The following is a 19214-nucleotide window of genomic DNA, read 5'->3' on the forward strand; positions in this document are numbered from 1 at the left end:
GTCTGCGGCGCCAATTGCTCGTTGCCGCATGCTCACGGGCCACGCGAGAATTGCAGTGCTCCCGCTCGGCTCGACGGCACGCTTCTGGGCCGCGCCGCGGCGCGCCCGAACTCCAGCCGTGCCCGTTCGCGGGCGTGTACCCGAAGGGAGGACTGTGACCTTCGGATTCGCCCCGCCCTCGACCACGTCCCTGACGCCGGCCACCGGCGGCGCCAGCCGGCACGGCAGGCTCCTGGAACCCTCCGAGTGGACCGCCTCGGGCGTTCCCCTGCTGCGCAATCCGCGCGAGGTCGTCAGCGGCCTGCACGCACGGCACAGCCCGGTGCCGTCCACCGCGGTGATCGCCGTGCTCGGCCCGGAGGAGGAGCTCGTCGCGAGCGCCTCCTTCGTGCAGCGCTCCGCCTCCGCCGACGGCTGGGAGTACCGCAACGCCCTGCTCTCGCGGCTGCGCCGGGTCCTCCCGCACGACCTGCGGCGGCGGACGCCGATACGGACGGCGGTGCTGCTCTACTGCCGCGACGGCGACGAGCGGTGGACCGAGGAGGACGGCGCCTGGATGTGGGGGCTGCGCGACGCCTGCACCCTGCACGGCCTGCGCTGCGGCGCGTACATCACGTTGACCCGGGGCGGCTGGCAGGTCCTCGGCGAGGGCCGCGGCGGTCGGCGGCCCAGCTCGGAGTCACGGCCCGAGCGCCTCGGCGACACGACGGCGGAGTTCGCCCCGCTCGCCCTGCACACCGGGGGCGGGGCCGCGGACGCCCTGCGCCGCACCGCCGCTCGCTGACCGGCACGCCGGCCCGCCCACCCTTCGCCCACTCCCCCGCGGACACTGCCGCGCGCACGGATGTCCGCACGGTCTCACCGCGGACGGCCGTGCCGGCCGACCGGCCGCGGGCACGCCCAACGGCCGTACACCCTGAAGCGGGCGTACGGCTGGTCAGGCCTCGGACGTCGGCAAGGCCGGCTGTTCGCCCGCCCCGCCCCTCGACCGCGCCGGGATGCGGAGCGTCAGACGCCCGCGCCCAGCACGGAGTTGATCTCCCGCGGCTCACCGCACACGATCAGCAGAGCACCGGCTCGCGCGAGCGCGACCGGCAGGGCCGCGGCGGCGGTCTCGGCCGGTCCGCCGTTGGCCGCGACGACCACGACGGGACGGCCGGCGGCGCGCTGGACCTGCGCCGCGTCCGCGTAGAAGACGTCGTCCCCGGCGTCGTGCAGGGCCCAGTACGCGGCCTCGCCGAAGGACAGTTCGTGCGCGGCCCACGGGTGCGGGTCGCCGGTGGTGAGCACCAGGATGTCGCCGGGCGCGCGCCCGGTGTCGAGCAGCAGGTCCACGGCCTCCTCGGCCGCGTCCAGCGCGCCCTCGGCGGATGCCGGGATCAGCTGGACCTGCGGAACCGCCTTGGAGACCGACGGCGCGGGGGAGGCTGCGGGAACGGGTCCGGGGGTGGCCTGCGGCACCCGCTGCGCGGGCGGTGCGGGCCGGGCGGCGTCTCCCGCGCGGCTTGCCGCCGCGGGAGAGGGACCGGGGCGTCCGGGCCGGGGGGCGGGACGCGGACCAGGTACGGGGCGGGGGGTCTGCGCGGTGCGGCTCGCGGCCGGCGTGACGCGGGGACCCTGGGCACTCTCGTGAATCTGAGGCTCCTCGGGGCGGGGGTGAGAGGCGTGAGTTGAGTTGACATCTAGCGGACAGCGGTACGAAACGTACCGGGGAATGGCACGTACGTGCGATCAGAAATCGAAGCCGAGTTGGCCTCCGGTTTCCAGCTCCAGCGATTCCTCGCTGCGGCGCACCTTCTTGAGGTGACGCCAGCGGGGCAGCGCGTCGAGGTAGGACCACGAGAGCCGGTGATAAGCGGTCGGCCCCTGTTCCTCCAGCGCCGCCCGGTGCACGGGCGAGGGGTATCCGGCGTTCGCGGCGAAAGCGAAATCCGCGATTCCACCGCCCTGTTCACCGATTTCGGCCATCATCCGGTCGCGCCGGACCTTGGCGATCACCGAGGCAGCGGCGACGGAGACACAGGACTGGTCACCCTTGATCACCGTCCGGACCTGCCAGGGACCGCCGAGATAGTCGTGCTTGCCGTCGAGTATCACCGCGTCGGGACGCACCGGCAGCGCCTCCAGGGCGCGCACCGCGGCGAGGCGCAGCGCGGCGGTCATCCCGAGCCGGTCGATCTCCTCCGGGGAGGAGTGACCCAGGGTGTAGGCGGTGACCCAGCCCTCCAGGACGCCGACGAGCGCGTCGCGTCGCTTGGGGGTGAGCAACTTGGAGTCGGTGAGTCCCTCGGGCGGCCGGCGCAGACCGGTGATCGCCGCGCACACGGTGACCGGACCGGCCCAGGCCCCTCGTCCGACTTCGTCGACCCCGGCGATGATCTTGGCGCCGGTGGTTGCACGGAGGGAGCGTTCGACGGTGTGAGTGGGTGCTTCATACGGCATGGCGCCAGCAAGGTTACGCCGACCCGCGCCGCCTGCACACCCCGGCCCCCGTCACACCGCGGCCGGCGCCCCCGCTCACGCCCTGAGCAGGGGAACCATCACCCCGTCGACCATCTCGGCGATCTCCGCTTCTTCCCATTCGCTGTCGCACACTTTCGTGCGGTACATCATCATCGCCGGGATGACGTCGACGAGAAGCGGATCAGTGGCATCCGCCCGTACGTCTCCCCGATCGATCCCCCGCCGCAGCAGTTCGCCGATCAGCCGGTGCGCCGGTTCGTGCAGCCCGGACCAGATCAGGCCGCGGAACCGGTCGGCATTGATGTGGTCGCACTCGTGAAGCACCGCCCGCAGCGCCTGCCCCGCCCGCGAGTACATGACCTCCCGCATCCGCACGCACAACGCGTACAGGTCCTCGCGGATCGATCCCGTGTCCTTGATCTGGCCGAGCGGCGGCAGGCGCGTCCGCAGGGCCTCGGCCACCAGGTCCGCCTTCGAGGGCCAGCGCCGGTACAGCGCCGCCTTGCCGGTGTGCGCGCCGGCGGCGACACCCTCCATCGTGAGGGAATTCCAGCCAACGGTGCTCAGCTGTTCCAACGCGGCGTCCAGGATCGCCCGTTCGAGCTCGGGCCCACGCCTGCGCCCCGCAGACGCCGCCGACCAGCGCGCCACCGCCACTTCCGTTCCTCCGTCCGACCCGCGCGTCCCTCGCACGTACTTTCAGCCTTAGTGAACGCTTGCGTGCACTAAGGCTGACTCCTACGGTGGACTCGCTGTGAACGCGTACGTTCACTATTTCACTTTGGGGGGATCCACAGTGACAACTCCTCAGCTCTCCACGTCCCGAATACCGGGCGCGGCCCGCCGCGAGGGGCGCACGGGAGTGGCGCTCGCCGTCATCGCCGCCTGCCAGCTCATGATCGTCCTCGACGCGACGATCGTGAACATCGCACTTCCGCACATCCAGACCGATCTCGCGATCTCCACCACCGATCTGTCGTGGGTGATCAGCGCCTACACGCTCGCCTTCGGCGGTCTGCTGCTGCTCGGCGGCCGGGCCGGCGACATCCTGGGCCGGCGCCGCGTCTTCATGACCGGCATCCTGCTCTTCACCCTGGCGTCCCTGCTCGGCGGATTCGCCGAGGAGTCCTGGCAGTTGCTCGCGGCCCGCGCGCTCCAGGGCGTCGGCGGCGCCATCGCCTCGCCGACCTCGCTCGCCCTGATCACCACGACCTTCCCCGAAGGCCCCGAGCGCAACCGCGCCTTCGGGGTGTTCGCGGCCGTCTCCGCGGGCGGCGGCGCCATCGGGCTGCTGGCCGGCGGCATGCTCACCGAGTGGCTCGACTGGCGCTGGGTCTTCTTCGTCAACGTGCCGATCGGCATGCTGATCGCGGTCCTGGCCCCCCTCTACATCAGCGAGTCCGAACGCCACCCCGGCCGCTTCGACATCTCCGGAGCACTCACGTCCACCGGCGGCATGGCCTCGCTCGTGTACGGATTCATCCGCGCCTCCCAGGACGGCTGGCGCGACGCCGTGACGATCGGCTCGTTCGCCCTGGCCGTGGTCCTGCTCGCGGCCTTCGTGCTCATCGAGTCCCGGGCCGCCGATCCGATCATCCCGCTGCGCATGTTTTCCCAGCGCAACCGCGCCGGTACTTACGTGATCATGCTCAGTCTTGCCGCCGCGATGTTCGGAATGTTCTTCTTCATCGTCCAGTTCGTGCAGAACGTGCTGGACTTCTCGCCGATCCAGTCGGGCATAGGCTTCCTGCCCGTCACGGTCGCCATCATCACGGCAGCCGGCATCTCGCAGCGCCTCCTGCCCCGCTTCGGCCCCAAGCCGTTCATGGTGGTCGGCTCCGCGCTCACCGGCACCGGCCTGGCGTGGCTGACCTTCATCGGGACCGGCAGCTCGTACCTCTCCGGGGTACTGGGACCGATGCTGCTGTTCGGCTTCGGCATGGGCCTCAACTTCGTCACCCTCACCCTCACCGCCGTCTCCGGGGTGGCCCAGCAGGAGGCCGGCGCCGCGTCCGGGCTGCTCAACGCCAGCCAGCAGGTCGGCGGCTCGCTGGGGCTGTCCATCCTGGTCACCGTCTTCGGGACGGCCGGCCGGACCGAGGCCGAGCAGCAGGTTCCGGCCTTCATGGCACAGGCGGACCAAGGTCAGCTGACGGCCTTCAAGGAGAGCGGGCTGCTGCCCGATCCGTGGGGGGACCTGGTCCTCACCCACGGGATCGCCACCGCCTTCATCGCGGCCGTGGCCATGGCGGGCGTCGCGCTCGCCACCGCGCTCGTGGTGATCCGCGTGCGCAAGAGCGACCTGGACGCCCTGAACGGAGCCGCCGCGGAGGCCGGTCCGGCCGCCTGAGCGGCCGGCCGCGTCGCGCGCCGGCCCGTACGGCGCTGTCCTGTACGGGGTTCCGTACGGGGGTTCCGTACGGAACAGCGCCGTACGGGCGGTCCCGGGCCGGCCGGTCTCGCCAGAAGGGCCCGCCGCGGGAACCACCGCGCCGGACCCTCCCCCGCACACCTCTCGCGCGTCCTAGTACTCGGACCGGCTTCCGAAGGTGCCGAGGCGCGAGCACTCCTGGTACGAGGCCTTGACCGGGCGATCGTGCAGGATCTGGCGGGCCCTGCGCTCCCCCAGGCTCATCGCGTACCAGGGCACGTCGTCGCCCGCCTTCGCCAGCTCGTTGTTGATCCCGCGCAGGGCGCAGGAGCGCTGGGGCTCGGGCAGCCGGTCCAACCCGGGCACCGCGTCCGCCGACAGGGACTGGAAGTACGCCAGGTCGATCTTTCCGTCCTGTACGTACCGGGTGACGTTGCCCTCGGCGATCACCCCGTCGGGGGACAGCAGTCCGAAGGCCAGGCAGGCCGCCACGGCGCTCCCCGCGACCGCTCGCGGCAGCCAACGGGCCCCGGCCACCCCGGCGGCCATGATCAGGACGATGACCAGCCCGAGCCACAGTTCCATGCCCGCGACCGAGACGCGCAGCCGCGTCAGCCCGTACGCGTCCACGTAGAGCTCCATGCGGTGCAGCGCGGAGGCGACCACGACCAGGGTCAGCGCGCACAGCGTGCCGAGCACCACCCGCACCAGCCGCCGGTCGCCCGCGCCGCCGCGCGGAGCCCAGCGCAGGGCGAGCGCGATGACGAGCAGGGTGAGCAGGGTGGCCCAGAGCAGCTGCCAGAAGCCCTGGCGGGCGTATTCGGCGTAGGTGAGGCCGGTGGACGCCAGGACCTTGCGGTACCCACCGAACAGGACGGCGAGCTGGACGGCGTTGAACCCGGCGAAGAGAAGGTTCAGCAGGACGAGCGGAAGGGCCCACTCGACTCGGGAACGCGCCTTGCCGGGGGCCACCTTGATCCGGTCCCAGCGGGAGGGTGCCACGGCGGTCCGGGCGACGGCGATCGCGACGAGGGCGCCGAACAGGAAGAGGAGGAAGCGGAACGGCCCTTCCCCGCCGCCGACATCGGGGGTCAGTCCGCTCAGCAGATCCGCGAAGGCGGCGTCGGCGGAGGCGAACAAGGTGCCGAAGAGCACCAGCAGGACCACCGCCACCAGCGAGGCCTTCGCCACCGGCAGCCAGCGGTCGCGGTTACCCGCGCCGCGCGAACGCAAGCCCTTCCAGACCCAGCGCACCCCGAGCACCGTGGCGTCCACGAGACCGACCGGGCTGAGCAGGATGCCGGGCCAGGTGCGGCTGCCCTGGAGGGCCAGCGCACCCGTGAGGACGGCGGCGAGCAGCGCCAGCGTGGACGGCCAGCCGGAATCGCGCAGCGCCGGCACGGCGAGCAGCGCCAGGCAGCCGATGGCCCACAGTACGGTCCACGGGCGGAGCCCGCGGCCGGCCGTGCGGGCGGACAGGTACGCGGCGACGAGGGCCGGCGCCACCGCGATCAGCAGGCCGGGACCCAGTCCGTCGCCGAGCAGCAGGGCCGCGGCGATGCCGGAGGCGAGGACCGCGCCCAGCACGGCGGCCGGGACGTCGGCCGCGGCGGCGGGCCGGGCGGTCTCGGCCCAGGCGAGCGGGGCGAGCGACCACGCGCCGGAGGCTGACCGTTGCTTGCGCAGCTGGTGGGCCTGCCAGGCCTTGGGGTCCCATCCGGGCGGCGCGGGCGGCGTCGGCGCGGCCCCGGGTGGAGCGGGCATGGGCGGACCCGGTCTCGCGTCGGCCCCCGGGGCCGGCCCGGTCGGCGGAGCGGCTGCCGCGCCCAGGGCCGCGTGCGCGGCATGCGCCTGCTCCGCCGTGTCCCCGGCCGTGTTCCCCGCCGTGTTCCCGGCCGAGGCCTGGGCGCTCTTCGCCTCGACGCCGTCCACCGCATCGGTGTTCTCAGTCATCGGGTTCCCCTCCCCTGTCGGCCACCCCCGGTGATCCGGCGGGGGTGGCGAAGCCGACAGAGTAGGCCGCTGACCTCCAGTTTTGAACAGGCTCAAAAGATCTCTGTGGCAGGACCGTGACAATCGGTCCGGCGCGGACCGCCCCGGACCGGCGCGGAGCGGCACGGACCGCTCCGTACCGGCACGGGCCCGCACGGGCCGCACGGGACCTCCGCTACCGCGCTGCCTCCGGCAGCCAGGCCGGCAGGGCCTCGGTACGCGCCAGCCAGGCAGCCGGGAGCACCGCGTCACCCCGCGCGCCCAGTACTCCGCCGACGATCGCGCAGGTCGTGTCGACGTCTCCGCCCACCTGCGCCGTGGTCCAGAAGGCCCGCTCGTAGTCGTCCAGGCTCCGCGCCGCCGACCACAGGGCGAACGGCACGGTGTCGTGGGCGCTGGTGCGGCGCCCGCAGCCCAGTACCGCCGCGACGGTGCTCGCGTCGCTGTAGTCGAGCATGTCCCGCGCCCGGCGCAGGCCGGCGCCCACCGCGCTGCGCGGTACCAGCGCGATCACCCCGTCCAGCAGGTCGGCGGCCTTCGGCGGTCCGGCCGGACCGGCCGCGAGCGCGGCCGCGGCGGCGACGGCCATCGCGCCGCACACCGCCTCGCGGTGCTGGTGGGTGATGTAGGCGGAGATCTCGGCCTGGTGCGTGGCCTGCTCTGGGTCGTCGGCGTACCAGGCGCCCAGCGGGGCGACCCGCATGGCCGCGCCGTTGCCCCACGAGCCCTGCCCGTTGAACAGTTCGGCGGCGAGCGTGCGCCAGTCCGCGCCCTCCCGGACCAGGCGCAGCATCCGGTTCACGGCGGGCCCGTAGCCGCGGTCGAAATCGTGGTGGTGGGCGAACGAGGCGGCCAGGGCGTCCTGGTCCACCCGCCCGTGCGAGGCGAGCACGGCCACCACCGAGCAGGCCATCTCGGTGTCGTCGGTCCACTGCCACGGATCGCTGCCGGCCGGCGGCTCGCGCCGCTTGAGCAGCGGGTAGTTCACGGGGACGAAGTACTGGGAGCCCAGGGCGTCACCCAGGGCCAGCCCGCGAAGGCTGGCCATGGCGCGCGCGTAGCGCCTTTCGGAAGAGGAGTCAGAGGTCATCGCGCGTCACTTTAGCCGTCCAGGTCATAAGGCTCGGGTGTGGTCCACCGCTCAAACGGGCGGTCCATCCGGTACCGGCCGTCCGGGCCGAGCAGGAGGACCCGGTATTCGCCGTTCCCGGGGTTGGAGAGGGCCTCGAACTCGGCCACGGACCAGTGGAACCAGCGCATGCAGAACAGCCTCATCGTCAGCCCGTGGGTCACGAGCAACACGTTCTCCGGATGGTCCGGCGCCTCGAAGCTGCGGTAGAGGCTCTCCAGGAAGGATCCGACCCGGTCGTACACGTCGGCGCCCGACTCCCCCTGCGCGAACCGGTAGAAGAAGTGCCCGTAGGCGTCCCGGTACGCCTTCTGCAGCCGTACGTCGTCCCGGTCCTGCCAGTTGCCCCAGTCCTGCTCCCGCAGCCTCGGCTCCTCGCGCATCCGCACGCGCGTCGGGTCGAGGCGCAGGCCCCGGAAGGTCTGCAGGGTGCGGCGGTACGGGGAGACGTACGCGCTGATGTGCTCGTCGCCGAAGAGTTCCCGCAGCCGGACGCCGACGTCCGCGGCCTGTTCGTGCCCCTTGCGGGTCAGCCGCAGGGCGTGGTCGGGCTCCCGCTCGTACACCGTGTCGTCGGCATTGCCCTCCGATTCCCCGTGGCGGACAAGGACGATGCGCCGTGGTCGTACCATCCCATGACCCTATTCGGCCACGCGCGGGCACGCCGACCGGGCACGCCGGTCATACCGTCCAGGCGGACTCGAGGTCGACCACGTCCCCGGTGAGCGCCTCCACGTCGGCCTGGATCTGGGCGCGCAGCGAGAGCCGCTCGACCCGCTCCTGGCGGTACTTGCCGTGTTCGGCGGCCTTCCGCCACATCGACAGCACCAGGAACTCGCGGCCGGGCGCCTCGCCGAAGAGGCCGCGGACCATGCCGGGCGAGCCCGCCATGGCCGGATTCCACACCTTCTCCTGCATGAGGGCGAAGTGGTCCACCCTGCCCTCGCGCACCCGGGTGTGGGCGACCCGGACCACGTCGGCGTCGGTGAAGCGGGGCTCGAAGCCGGTCTTCACGTCGAAGCGGTGGTCGAAGAGCGTGACGCGCGCGTCGGTGTAGGTGCCGCTCTGGGAAGCGGCCAGCCGGTCGTGCGAGCGGGCCATGAAGGAGTCGTAGAAGGAGCGGCTCTCCCAGAACGCGAAGACGTGCGCCACCCCCTGCCGGCCCCGGCTCCAGCCACCGCCCTGCCCCCGGAATCCGGGTTCGCCGGGCAGCCCCGCCCATTTGCGCTGCCCGCGCTCGAACCCGCGTCGGTCCGTCACCGTGCAGCGAATCCACTTGACCAGCACGGCGCCATCGTACGGGCCCGGCAGGGCCTGGGTCAGTCCTCGGCGCGGTACATCCGCAGGAGTTCGGCCGCATCTCGATCGGACGGTCGAAGGCCGAACTCCCGCTCGAGCACGGCGAGCAGTTCCTCGGCCGCGACAGCCCGCCGCTCCACCCGCCCGTCGGGCAGCAACCGGGAAAGCTCCCGCCCCACGAGCGCCGACCGGGCACGCTCGCCGGGGTACTGGACGATGACCTGGCCGACGAAGGCGGAGCGGGGGTGCGAGGAGCTGTAGTGGTTGAGCACGACGTAGTCGACGGGGTGGTAGGGCTGCGGGGAGAAGGCGTACAGGTCCCGCCAACTCCCCTCGCGGGACGCGCAGAGCACGAGCACCCCGCCCGCCTCCTCCCGGACGCGGAACACCCACTCCCCCTGCCGCACCTCGGCGCCGGGGCGCGCCAGCGGCACGGGCTCGCACGGACCCTGCCAGCCGAACCCGGCGTCGCAGAGCCACGGCTCCCCTTCGACGGTGACGACGAGGACGGCGTGCGTCACCGCGAGGAGGGTGTCCCCCCGGGTCCGGTTGCGGGCACCGCGCCCGGAGACCTCGAAGCCGATCCGCTCCAGGGCAGCGGCCAGCAGCGTGTTCTGCTCGTAGCAGTAGCCGCCGCGGCGGTCGTGCACGAGCTTGGCTTCGACCGACTTGACGTCCAGCCCGACAGGGCGGCCGAACAGCACGTCCAGACTCTCGAAGGTGATGGCGCCGGTGTGGGCCCGGTGCACTTCCTTCAACGTCCGCAGATCCGCCCGGGGTTCCCCGCCCCGCCACCCGATCCTCGCCAGATAGGCGTCCAGATCCAGTTCGTCACCGCTCCACATGCTTCCCCCGCTCGACGCACCGTGCATTCGGGGGCACCTGCCGTGCCGGCCCCGCCACAATGATCGCCATGACCGGGCTGCACACCAACCCGTTCTCCACCCGCCCGGCCTCGGCTCCGCGCCCTCGACGCGTCGCTCACGCCGACGGCCGTCACCGCGGGCCATAGCGAAAGAGAGGGAGCCGCCCCGGGGGGCGACTCCCTCTCTCATCTACAGGTCAGCGACTTGAACACGGATGCTCAATGATGCGTCGCGTGCCCGTGCGCTCGTTTTCAGCTGCAGCCGCTGGTGGAGCCGCAGCCCTCGCAGATGTAGCAGGAGCCCGCGCGCTGCATCTTCGTACCGCAGGAGAAGCAGAGCGGAGCGTCGGCGGAGACGCCGAGCTGCATCTCGACCAGTTCGGCGTTGGAGTGCGCCGTCTTGGGGGCCGGGAGCGGGGCGACCGCGACCGGCTTCGGGGCCGGCACCGCCGCGAGCGAGGCCGACGGGGTCAGGGACTCCGTGTCGAGCTCGTTCTCGAGCGCCTCGTAGGAACCGGTGTCCAGGTGGCGCTGACGCTCCTCGGCCGAGTGGATGCCGAGGGCCGAGCGGGTCTCGAAGGGCAGGAAGTCGAGCGCCACGCGGCGGAAGATGTAGTCGACGATCGACTGCGCCATGCGCACGTCCGGGTCGTCCGTCATGCCGGCCGGCTCGAAGCGCATGTTCGTGAACTTCGCGACGTACGTCTCCAGCGGGACGCCGTACTGCAGACCGACCGAGACGGCGATGGAGAAGGCGTCCATCATGCCCGCGAGGGTCGAACCCTGCTTGGACATCTTCAGGAAGACCTCACCGAGACCGTCGTCCGGGTAGGAGTTCGCGGTCATGTAGCCCTCGGCGCCACCGACCGTGAAGGAGGTGGTGATGCCGGGACGGCCCTTGGGAAGGCGCTTGCGGACCGGGCGGTACTCGATGATCTTCTCGACCGCCGCGCGGATGGTCCCTTCGGCCTTCTCGGTGACCTCGGCCTTCTCCTCTTCCTTCTTCTTGGCGGAGAGGGGCTGGCCGACCTTGCAGTTGTCGCGGTAGATCGCGAGCGCCTTGACGCCGAGCTTCCACGCCTCGAAGTAGATCTCCTCGATCTCCTCGACGGTCGCCGTCTCCGGCATGTTGACCGTCTTCGAGATCGCACCGGAGATCCAGGGCTGGATCGCGGCCATCATGCGGACGTGGCCCATCGCGGAGATGGAACGCTCGCCCATGGCGCAGTCGAACACCGAGTAGTGCTCGGTCTTCAGGCCCGGGGCGTCGACGACGACGCCGTGCTCGGCGATGTGCTCGACGATCGCCTCGATCTGCTCTTCCGGGTAGCCCATGCGGCGCAGGGCCTGCGGGACGGTGCCGTTGACGATCTGCATCGAGCCGCCGCCGACGAGCTTCTTGAACTTGACCAGGGCCAGGTCCGGCTCGACACCGGTGGTGTCGCAGGACATCGCGAGACCGATGGTGCCGGTCGGCGCGAGGACGGAGGCCTGGGAGTTGCGGAAGCCGTTCTTCTCGCCGAGGCGCTGGACGTCCTGCCAGGCCTCGGTGGCCGCGGCCCAGATGACGTTGTCCAGGTCCTCGGTGCGCGGCGCGACGGCGTTCGCGTCGGCGTGCTGCTTCATCACGCGCTTGTGCGACTCGGCGTTGCGGGCGTAGCCGTCGTACGGGCCGACGATCGCGGCCAGCTCGGCGGAGCGCTTGTACGCGGTGCCGGTCATCAGCGAGGTGATCGAGGCGGCGAGGGTGCGGCCGCCGTCCGAGTCGTACGCGTGGCCCGTGGCCATCAGCAGGGCGCCGAGGTTGGCGTAGCCGATGCCCAGCTGGCGGAAGGCGCGGGTGTTCTCGCCGATCTTCTGCGTCGGGAAGTCCGCGAAGCAGATGGAGATGTCCATCGCGGTGATGACGAGCTCGACGACCTTGGCGAAGCGCTCGGCGTCGAAGGACTGGTTGCCCTTGCCGTCGTCGTCGAGGAACTTCATCAGGTTCAGCGAGGCGAGGTTGCAGGACGTGTTGTCCAGGTGCATGTACTCGCTGCAGGGGTTGGACGCGGTGATGCGGCCGGACTCGGGGCAGGTGTGCCAGTTGTTGATCACACCGTCGTACTGGATGCCCGGGTCGGCACAGGCCCACGCGGCCTCGGCGAGCTTGCGGAAGAGCGCCTTGGCGTCGACCTTCTCGATGACCTCGCCGGTCATGCGGGCCCGCAGGCCGAACTCGGTGCCGTTCTCGACGGCCGTCATGAACTCGTCGTTCACCCGGACGGAGTTGTTGGCGTTCTGGTACTGGACGGACGTGATGTCGTCGCCGCCCAGGTCCATGTCGAAGCCCGCGTCGCGCAGCGCGCGGATCTTCTCCTCTTCCTTCACCTTGGTCGCGATGAAGTCCTCGACGTCCGGGTGGTCCACGTCCAGCACGACCATCTTGGCCGCGCGGCGGGTGGCGCCGCCCGACTTGATCGTTCCGGCGGACGCGTCGGCGCCGCGCATGAAGGAGACCGGGCCGGAGGCGTTGCCGCCGGAGGAGAGGAGCTCCTTGGAGGAGCGGATGCGGGAGAGGTTCAGGCCGGCGCCGGAGCCGCCCTTGAAGATCATGCCCTCTTCCTTGTACCAGTCGAGGATCGACTCCATGGAGTCGTCGACGGCCAGGATGAAGCAGGCGGAGACCTGCTGCGGCTGGGGCGTGCCGACGTTGAACCACACCGGCGAGTTGAAGCTGAAGATCTGGTGCAGGAGGGCGTAGGTCAGCTCGTGCTCGAAGATCTCCGCGTCTGCGGGCGACGTGAAGTAGTCGAAGTCCTCGCCGGCCTTCGTGTACGTCTTCACGATCCGGTCGATGAGCTGCTTCAGACCGGTCTCGCGCTGCGGGGTGCCGACCGCGCCGCGGAAGTACTTGCTGGTGACGATGTTGACCGCGTTCACCGACCAGAAGTCGGGGAACTCGACTCCACGCTGCTCGAAGTTCACCGAGCCGTCACGCCAGTTGGTCATGACGACGTCACGGCGTTCCCAGCTCACCTCGTCGTACGGGTGCACGCCCGGGGTGGTGTGGATGCGCTCGATCCGCAGGCCGCTCTTGGCAGTCTTGGTTCCCTTGGCGCGGGAACCTCGCGCCGAGCTGCTCGCCGTCTCTGTCATGCCGTTCCTCCCAATGCGGGCAAAACGCCCTAAAGTGCCAGCGATATTCCGCGGCACGGTGCTGTGTCTTGTATCTACGTCTCTTCTCCCCCAGCTCTCGCTGGAGGGGCCCCCGGGCTGGCCGGCCGCTCCGCGGTGCGAATGCAGCGCGGCGCGGGCTTTCCGGTCAGTCGGCGGCGGAGGCGGGCACGGGGACCGGAGCGGTCCCACCGTTCCCGCACTCTTCTGGGTGAGGCCGCGGCACGCGGAGTTCCGCGATGGCGGTCTCGAAGTCTTCGAGTGTGTCGAACGCCTTGTAAACGGACGCGAACCGGAGGTACGCGACCAGGTCGAGCTCCTGCAACGGGCCGAGTATGGCCAGACCCACGTCGTGGGTGGTCAGCTCGGCGCTCCCGGTGGCACGCAGTGCCTCTTCGACCCGCTGGCCGAGTTTGGCGAGGGCGTCCTCGGTGACCGGCCGCCCCTGGCACGCCTTGCGCACGCCGGAGATGACCTTGGTACGGCTGAAGGGTTCGGTCACCCCGCTGCGCTTGATCACCATCAGCGAGGCCGTCTCCACCGTCGTGAAGCGACGAGAGCAGTCGGGGCACTGGCGGCGGCGGCGGATCGACGTGCCGTCGTCGGTGGTCCGACTGTCGACGACACGGCTGTCGGGGTGCCTGCAGAAGGGGCAGTGCATGGTTCCCTCACCCTCCTCTTGGCACGGCTGAATCACCTCACGAGGCCCCTGACCGGCAGAGTCGAGGCTCTGTCGGGGGCTCGTGAAGCAGCCACAAGCATATGCGATGTCGGGGCCCCCGGCAGACCGTGGACCACAACTCCTGGGTGGCAGCGCTCATCCAACCACTAGATCTTGGGTTGTGGTCGATTTTCGCCGCTCCGCGTGTCGCAGCGTCCGATGGCCGGATACGGGGCGTCGCGGTGCCACACTGGGCGCGAGCCCGGACGGTGGCGACCCGACCCGGAAGGGTACCGTAATCAGTGCCTCCGGAGCCGAACCCGCGTTCGGTCCGGGCAGCCCTGAAGGCCGTCTATACACCCCGCGAAGTGACCACGGCGAGCGATCTCCGATTTTTCACTCGAACGTGTGTTTGGCGCAACCTTTCGAAAGCAACTACCGTTGTCCAGCTAGGGAGAACATTTCGAGAGGGGCCGCCGACGTGACCACCACCGCAGACAGTGCCACCATCACTGCCCAGAACCGCTCCCAGAGCCGACTCGAGCCGGTGCATGCCATGAACGACGCAAGCCTTAACCCGGAGGCGGAGGCCGTACGCCCCGCACGCTCACTGCCGGGGCGACCTCCAGGCATCCGCGCCGACAGCTCCGGCCTCACGGACCGGCAGCGGAGGGTCATCGAGGTCATTCGCGACTCGGTGCAGCGGCGGGGCTACCCCCCGTCGATGCGGGAGATCGGCCAGGCCGTCGGCCTGTCGAGCACGTCGTCGGTCGCACACCAGCTGATGGCCCTGGAGCGCAAGGGCTTCCTCCGTCGCGACCCGCACCGCCCCCGGGCCTACGAGGTGCGCGGCTCGGACCAGCCCAGCTCGCAGCCCACGGACACCACGGGCAAGCCCGCGGCCTCGTACGTCCCGCTGGTCGGCCGGATCGCGGCCGGCGGCCCGATCCTCGCCGAGGAGTCGGTGGAGGACGTGTTCCCGCTCCCCCGCCAGCTGGTGGGAGACGGTGAGCTGTTCTGCCTCAAGGTCGTCGGCGACTCGATGATCGAGGCCGCCATCTGCGACGGCGACTGGGTCACCGTCCGTCGCCAGCCCGTCGCGGAGAACGGCGACATCGTCGCCGCCATGCTCGACGGCGAGGCCACGGTCAAGCGGTTCAAGCGCGAGGACGGCCACGTCTGGCTGCTTCCGCACAATGCCGCCTACCAGCCGATCCCCGGCGACGAGGCCACCATCCTGGGCAAGGTCGTCGCGGTACTGCGCCGGGTCTGATCCCCCGCGCCCCCATCCAGCCCTGGGACCTACTGCGCCGGTCCCAGGGCTGCTTTGCGCCCGCATGCCGTTCCCTGCCCGCCTGCCTTGCCTACGTGCCTCTACCTTGCCTGCGTGCCCTCGGCCCGGGGCCTACTTACCCTCGGCCTGGGCGCTCGCGTCGATCGCCGCCAGGGAGCGGCGGGCCTGGTTGCGGTCCGTGGTGTACCAGAAGTCCGGCAGCGTGGCCCGCAGGAAGCTCCCGTACCGGGCCGTGGCCAGCCTGGGGTCCAGGATGGCGACGACGCCCTTGTCCCCGGTGGCCCGTACGAGGCGGCCCGCGCCCTGCGCCATCAGCAGCGCCGCATGTGTCGCCGCGACGGCCATGAAGCCGTTACCGCCACGCTCCTCGACCGCCTTCTGCCGGGCACTCATCAGCGGGTCGTCGGGGCGGGGGAACGGGATCCGGTCCATGACCACCAGCTGGCAGCTGGGACCGGGCACGTCCACGCCCTGCCACAGCGAGAGGGTTCCGAACAGACAGGTCTTCGGGTCCGCGGCGAAAGCCTTGATCAGCTCGCCCAGCGTCTCCTCGCCCTGGAGCAGGATCGGGTTGTCGAGCCGGCCGCGCAGCTCCTCGGCGGCGGCCTTCGCCCCGCGCATCGAGGAGAACAGCCCGAGGGTACGGCCGCCGGCCGCCTCGATCAGCTCCGCGAGCTCGTCCATCATGTCACCGCGGGTGCCCTCGCGGCCGGGGGTGGCCAGGTGCTTGGCGACGTAGAGGATGCCCTGCTTGGGGTAGTCGAAGGGCGAGCCGACATCCAGGCCCTTCCACTGCGGGACGTCGCCCCCTTCCACGCCCTCGGGGGACAGGCCCATCGACCCTGCGACCCCGTTGAAGTCGCCGCCGAGCTTGAGGGTCGCGGAGGTCAGGACCACCGAGCGGTCCTCGAACAGCTTCTCGCGCAGCAGCCCGGACACCGACAGCGGAGCGACGCGGAGCGTGGCGCCGAAGCGGTCGTGGCGCTCGTACCAGACGACGTCGTACTCGGAGCCGGCCATGATCCGCTCGGCCACCCCGTGCACGCTCTCCACGGCGGCGAGGGCCTGCTTGCGCACGGCGTCCTCGTCGTGGACGGACTTGTCGCGGGTGTTCCCGATCGCCGAGATCACGGTGCGCGAGGCGTCGCGCAGGGCCATCAGCGCGTAGCCGAGGTCCTCGGGGATCTCCTCGAGCCGGCCGGGGAGCGCGAGCTCCATGACGCGCTCGAAGGTCTCGGAGGCCGTCTGGAGGGAATCCGCGGTCTTCTCGTCGACCAGCTTCGCCGAGCGCTTCACGGCGCGGTTGACCTGGCCGGGCGTGAGCTCGCCGGTGGCGACCCCCGTCACCCGGGAGACCAGCTCGTGAGCCTCGTCGACGATCAGCACCTCGTGCTGGGGCAGCACCGGGGCGCCCTCGATGGCGTCGATGGCGAGCAGCGCGTGGTTGGTGACGACCACGTCCGCGAGCTTGGCCCGCTCACGGGCCGCCTCCGCGAAGCACTCGGCGCCGTACGCGCACTTCGTCGCGCCCAGGCACTCGCGGGAGGAGACCGAGATCTGCCCCCAGGCCTTGTCCGAGACGCCCGGGGTGAGGTCGTCCCGGTCGCCCGTCTCCGTCTCGTCCGCCCAGTCGCGCAGCCGCAGCAGGTCCTGACCGAGCTTGCTGGTGGGCGCGGCCGCCTCGAACTGGTCGAAGAGGCCCTCCTCCTCGTCCTGCGGGGCGCCCTCGTGCAGGCGGTGCAGGCAGAGGTAGTTGGAGCGGCCCTTGAGCATGGCGAACTGCGGGCGGCGGCGGAGCTGCGGATGCAGCGCCTCCACCGTCCGGGGGAGGTCGCGTTCGACGAGCTGGCGCTGGAGGGCCAGAGTCGCCGTGGCCACGACCACGCGCTCGCCGTGCGCGAGGGCCGGCACCAGGTAGCCCAAGGACTTACCGGTGCCGGTACCGGCCTGGATGAGGCGGTGGGAGTTGTCGTCGATCGCTTCGGCGACGGCTTCGGCCATGGCCACCTGGCCGGGGCGCTCCGTGCCGCCGACGGCGGAGACGGCGGCGTGCAGCAGGTCGGGGAGGGAGGGCTTCGTCATAGCAGTGCCAACCCTACGGGTCGCCACCGACAGCGACCGCACCGATGAGGACTCATGCCCGGTACAAGGGGTTCGGGACGGTGCCGTGGCGCACCGCGTTCGGGCGGTCGGGGCGGTCGCGGTAGCCGTCCTCGTAGAGGCGGTTCCGGTTGAGGCAGAGGCGCACGAGGCGTTCACCGAGCAGGTCGAAGAGCTCGTAGCGCTCCTTCAGCTCCGGGAAGCGGGCCTGGTGGCGCAGGATCTCCGCCCGTACGAGGGACCAGAACTGCTCCTCCGGGACACCGAGCCGGTCCTCGCAGAGGACGGTGAGGTAGCGGAAGACTCCGATGAACAGACCGGAGTGGATGAACTGGGGAAGGAAGTCCGCGGGCTGGGTGAGCAGCACCGCGCGGACCTCGCCGGGCATGGCGGAGAGCTCGGGCAGGGGCTCGTCGCTGATGTTGACGTCGTCCACGAAGTCCTTGACCGCGAGGCGGACCGGCACGTCGTGCTCGTCGAAGATCACGATGGCGTTCTCGCCGTGCGGGGAGAAGACGGTGCCGTAGCGGTAGAGGAAGTGGAGCAGCGGCGGCAGCAGGGCGGCGAAGAGGCGCCGCAGCCAGACGGCGGGGGCCAGGCCGGAGCGGGCGACGAGCTCGGCGGTGAAGGAGCGGCCGCGGGGGTCGGTGTGCAGGAGCGAGGCGAGGGTACGGGCGCGCTCGCCGGGGGCGAGGTGGCCGTCCAGCGGCTCGCGCCAGATCGCGCCGAGCAGTTCCTTGTACTGGTACGGGACCTCGGGGAGCTCCTCGTAGACGGGGTGGCGCACGGTCACGGAGGCGACCTCGCCGAGCAGGATCACTCCGCATTCGTCGCGCAGGAAGGGGTCCGCGTCGCGGAGCGAGTGGATCCAGGCGGTGACGGCGGGCGCGGCGAGGGCCAGGTCGGAGGGCAGGCCGCGCCAGACCATGGTGTTGAGGACGGAGAGCGGCAGCTTGACGCTGTGCCGGTCGGGGCGGGTGAGGTTGAGGAAGGTGCGAATCGACTGCTGCGGGAGGCGCAGGTCGGGGTCGGCGGGGAGCGGGACCAGGGTGCCCGCGGCGAGGGCCGGGGCGAAGAGGGGCAGGAGGACCTCGTCCCACTGCCAGGGGTGGACGGGGAGGTAGAGGTAGCCGAGCGGATCGAGGCCGCGGTCGCGCAGGGCGCGGTCGAAGACGGCGCGGGTGACGGGGTCGAGCTCGGCGGAGTAGAGGCGCGCGGGGTCCTCCAGGCCGGCGGTGCCGCGGTACTGGGCGAGGGAGGTGTGGGCGGCGAGCCAGGGCAGGCGCTGGGGGGTGCGTGCCTCGGGGGCCCAGGCGGCGGTGTCGGAGGAGGAGAGCCCGATCCGGCCCTTGTTCAGGACGAGCCAGGGATGGCCGGTCTGGTGACCTTCGAGAGCGGCGTAGTCGAGGTCGGCGAGGACGTCCGCGGTGAGTGCGGTGTGGTCGATGCGGGCATCGGCGGCGAGGGTCGCACTGAGCTCGCGGACGAGGTGGCCGAGGGTGGCGCCGTCGAGGCCGAGGAGGGCGCGGGCCCGGATGAGGAAGGCGAAGGGGTCGCCGAAGGCCGTCGCGGTCCCGGCGGCGGTCGAGGTCCCGGCGGCGGCCGGGGTCCCGGCGGCGGTCGAGGTCCCGGCGCCGGTCGGCGTCCCGGCGGCCGGGAGGGACGGGGCGGGGGTGAGGGTGATCGTGTCCGGTGTGACGTGCCAGCTGCCGTAGGCACGGCGGCGGGCCCGGAAGCCGAGGCTGCTGCCGTCGTCGAGGGTCAGGGTCCAGGTGTCGCCCGAGGCCGTCGGGGCCGGGGCCGGGGCCGGGGCCGGGGCCGGGGCCGGGGCCGGGGCCGGGGCCGGGGCCGGGGCCGGGGCCGGGGCCGGGGCCGGGGCCGGGG

Annotated in this window: 15 protein-coding genes; 3 read left to right on the top strand and 12 right to left on the bottom strand. The window is 71.6% G+C overall.

What is annotated here, in order from left to right; all coding sequences use genetic code 11:
* The first annotated feature begins 154 nt into the window (after positions 1–154).
* Positions 155–784 (top strand): hypothetical protein, encoded by a 630-nt coding sequence (locus tag ACWF9Z_RS28910; RefSeq protein WP_453606673.1) that lies wholly within the window; start codon positions 155–157, stop codon positions 782–784.
* Positions 785–1008: 224 nt separating this feature from the next.
* On the opposite strand, the gene ACWF9Z_RS28915 is transcribed toward ACWF9Z_RS28910, so the two are convergent.
* The 3 genes from ACWF9Z_RS28915 to ACWF9Z_RS28925 all read right to left on the bottom strand — a co-directional run bounded on the left by ACWF9Z_RS28915 (position 1009) and on the right by ACWF9Z_RS28925 (position 3120).
* Complete coding sequence (locus ACWF9Z_RS28915; protein WP_453606717.1) at positions 1009–1635, bottom strand: hypothetical protein; 627 nt, start codon at positions 1633–1635, stop codon at positions 1009–1011.
* A gap of 96 nt (positions 1636–1731) precedes the next feature.
* Entirely contained in the window at positions 1732–2442 is a 711-nt protein-coding gene (locus ACWF9Z_RS28920) for a ribonuclease HII (protein WP_453606675.1), read from the bottom strand.
* Between the two features lie 75 nt (positions 2443–2517).
* The gene (locus tag ACWF9Z_RS28925; protein ID WP_453606678.1) at positions 2518–3120 is read right to left on the bottom strand and encodes a TetR/AcrR family transcriptional regulator; all 603 of its coding nucleotides are present in this window, start codon (positions 3118–3120) and stop codon (positions 2518–2520) included.
* A 139-nt stretch (positions 3121–3259) separates the two neighbouring features.
* Here ACWF9Z_RS28925 and ACWF9Z_RS28930 point away from each other — a divergent pair, with 139 nt between their 5' ends.
* Complete coding sequence (locus ACWF9Z_RS28930) at positions 3260–4813, top strand: MFS transporter (protein ID WP_453606680.1); 1554 nt, start codon at positions 3260–3262, stop codon at positions 4811–4813.
* Positions 4814–4987: 174 nt separating this feature from the next.
* Here the strand turns inward: ACWF9Z_RS28930 and ACWF9Z_RS28935 are convergent, their stop codons facing one another.
* The 7 genes from ACWF9Z_RS28935 to nrdR all read right to left on the bottom strand — a co-directional run bounded on the left by ACWF9Z_RS28935 (position 4988) and on the right by nrdR (position 13936).
* The gene (locus tag ACWF9Z_RS28935) at positions 4988–6787 is read right to left on the bottom strand and encodes a DUF4153 domain-containing protein (protein ID WP_453606683.1); all 1800 of its coding nucleotides are present in this window, start codon (positions 6785–6787) and stop codon (positions 4988–4990) included.
* Between the two features lie 214 nt (positions 6788–7001).
* The gene (locus tag ACWF9Z_RS28940; RefSeq protein WP_453606686.1) at positions 7002–7916 is read right to left on the bottom strand and encodes an ADP-ribosylglycohydrolase family protein; all 915 of its coding nucleotides are present in this window, start codon (positions 7914–7916) and stop codon (positions 7002–7004) included.
* An 11-nt stretch (positions 7917–7927) separates the two neighbouring features.
* Complete coding sequence (locus tag ACWF9Z_RS28945; RefSeq protein WP_453606689.1) at positions 7928–8587, bottom strand: histidine phosphatase family protein; 660 nt, start codon at positions 8585–8587, stop codon at positions 7928–7930.
* 49 nt (positions 8588–8636) lie between these two features.
* The gene (locus ACWF9Z_RS28950; protein WP_453606692.1) at positions 8637–9242 is read right to left on the bottom strand and encodes a YdbC family protein; all 606 of its coding nucleotides are present in this window, start codon (positions 9240–9242) and stop codon (positions 8637–8639) included.
* Between the two features lie 32 nt (positions 9243–9274).
* Entirely contained in the window at positions 9275–10126 is an 852-nt protein-coding gene (locus ACWF9Z_RS28955; protein ID WP_453606694.1) for an arylamine N-acetyltransferase family protein, read from the bottom strand.
* A 245-nt stretch (positions 10127–10371) separates the two neighbouring features.
* The gene (locus ACWF9Z_RS28960) at positions 10372–13257 is read right to left on the bottom strand and encodes a vitamin B12-dependent ribonucleotide reductase (protein WP_453606697.1); all 2886 of its coding nucleotides are present in this window, start codon (positions 13255–13257) and stop codon (positions 10372–10374) included.
* 166 nt (positions 13258–13423) lie between these two features.
* Entirely contained in the window at positions 13424–13936 is a 513-nt protein-coding gene (gene nrdR / locus ACWF9Z_RS28965; protein WP_356654577.1) for a transcriptional regulator NrdR, read from the bottom strand.
* 481 nt (positions 13937–14417) lie between these two features.
* Between nrdR and lexA the strand changes: the two genes are divergently transcribed.
* The gene (gene lexA, locus ACWF9Z_RS28970) at positions 14418–15209 is read left to right on the top strand and encodes a transcriptional repressor LexA (RefSeq protein ID WP_356654579.1); all 792 of its coding nucleotides are present in this window, start codon (positions 14418–14420) and stop codon (positions 15207–15209) included.
* A 132-nt stretch (positions 15210–15341) separates the two neighbouring features.
* Here the strand turns inward: lexA and ACWF9Z_RS28975 are convergent, their stop codons facing one another.
* Both ACWF9Z_RS28975 and ACWF9Z_RS28980 read right to left on the bottom strand, forming a co-directional pair.
* Positions 15342–17312 carry an ATP-dependent DNA helicase gene (locus ACWF9Z_RS28975; protein WP_453606700.1) on the bottom strand — a complete coding sequence of 657 codons (1971 nt, stop codon included), beginning with the start codon at positions 17310–17312 and terminating at the stop codon, positions 15342–15344.
* A gap of 52 nt (positions 17313–17364) precedes the next feature.
* The coding region (locus ACWF9Z_RS28980; protein WP_453606703.1) for an IucA/IucC family protein at positions 17365–19214 on the bottom strand (1850 nt) is incomplete at its 5' end.

The organism is Streptomyces sp. NPDC054961, assembly GCF_053609145.1.

What these genes read in the sequence shown, in the direction of transcription:
- ACWF9Z_RS28920 (WP_453606675.1), bottom strand. Translation starts at nt 2,442, where the DNA reads ATGCCGTATGAAGCACCCACTCACACCGTCGAACGCTCCCTCCGTGCA.
- ACWF9Z_RS28955 (WP_453606694.1), bottom strand. Translation starts at nt 10,126, where the DNA reads ATGCACGGTGCGTCGAGCGGGGGAAGCATGTGGAGCGGTGACGAACTG.
- ACWF9Z_RS28945 (WP_453606689.1), bottom strand. Translation starts at nt 8,587, where the DNA reads ATGGTACGACCACGGCGCATCGTCCTTGTCCGCCACGGGGAATCGGAG.
- ACWF9Z_RS28935 (WP_453606683.1), bottom strand. Translation starts at nt 6,787, where the DNA reads ATGACTGAGAACACCGATGCGGTGGACGGCGTCGAGGCGAAGAGCGCC.
- ACWF9Z_RS28960 (WP_453606697.1), bottom strand. Translation starts at nt 13,257, where the DNA reads ATGACAGAGACGGCGAGCAGCTCGGCGCGAGGTTCCCGCGCCAAGGGA.
- ACWF9Z_RS28975 (WP_453606700.1), bottom strand. Translation starts at nt 17,312, where the DNA reads ATGACGAAGCCCTCCCTCCCCGACCTGCTGCACGCCGCCGTCTCCGCC.
- ACWF9Z_RS28940 (WP_453606686.1), bottom strand. Translation starts at nt 7,916, where the DNA reads ATGACCTCTGACTCCTCTTCCGAAAGGCGCTACGCGCGCGCCATGGCC.
- nrdR (WP_356654577.1), bottom strand. Translation starts at nt 13,936, where the DNA reads ATGCACTGCCCCTTCTGCAGGCACCCCGACAGCCGTGTCGTCGACAGT.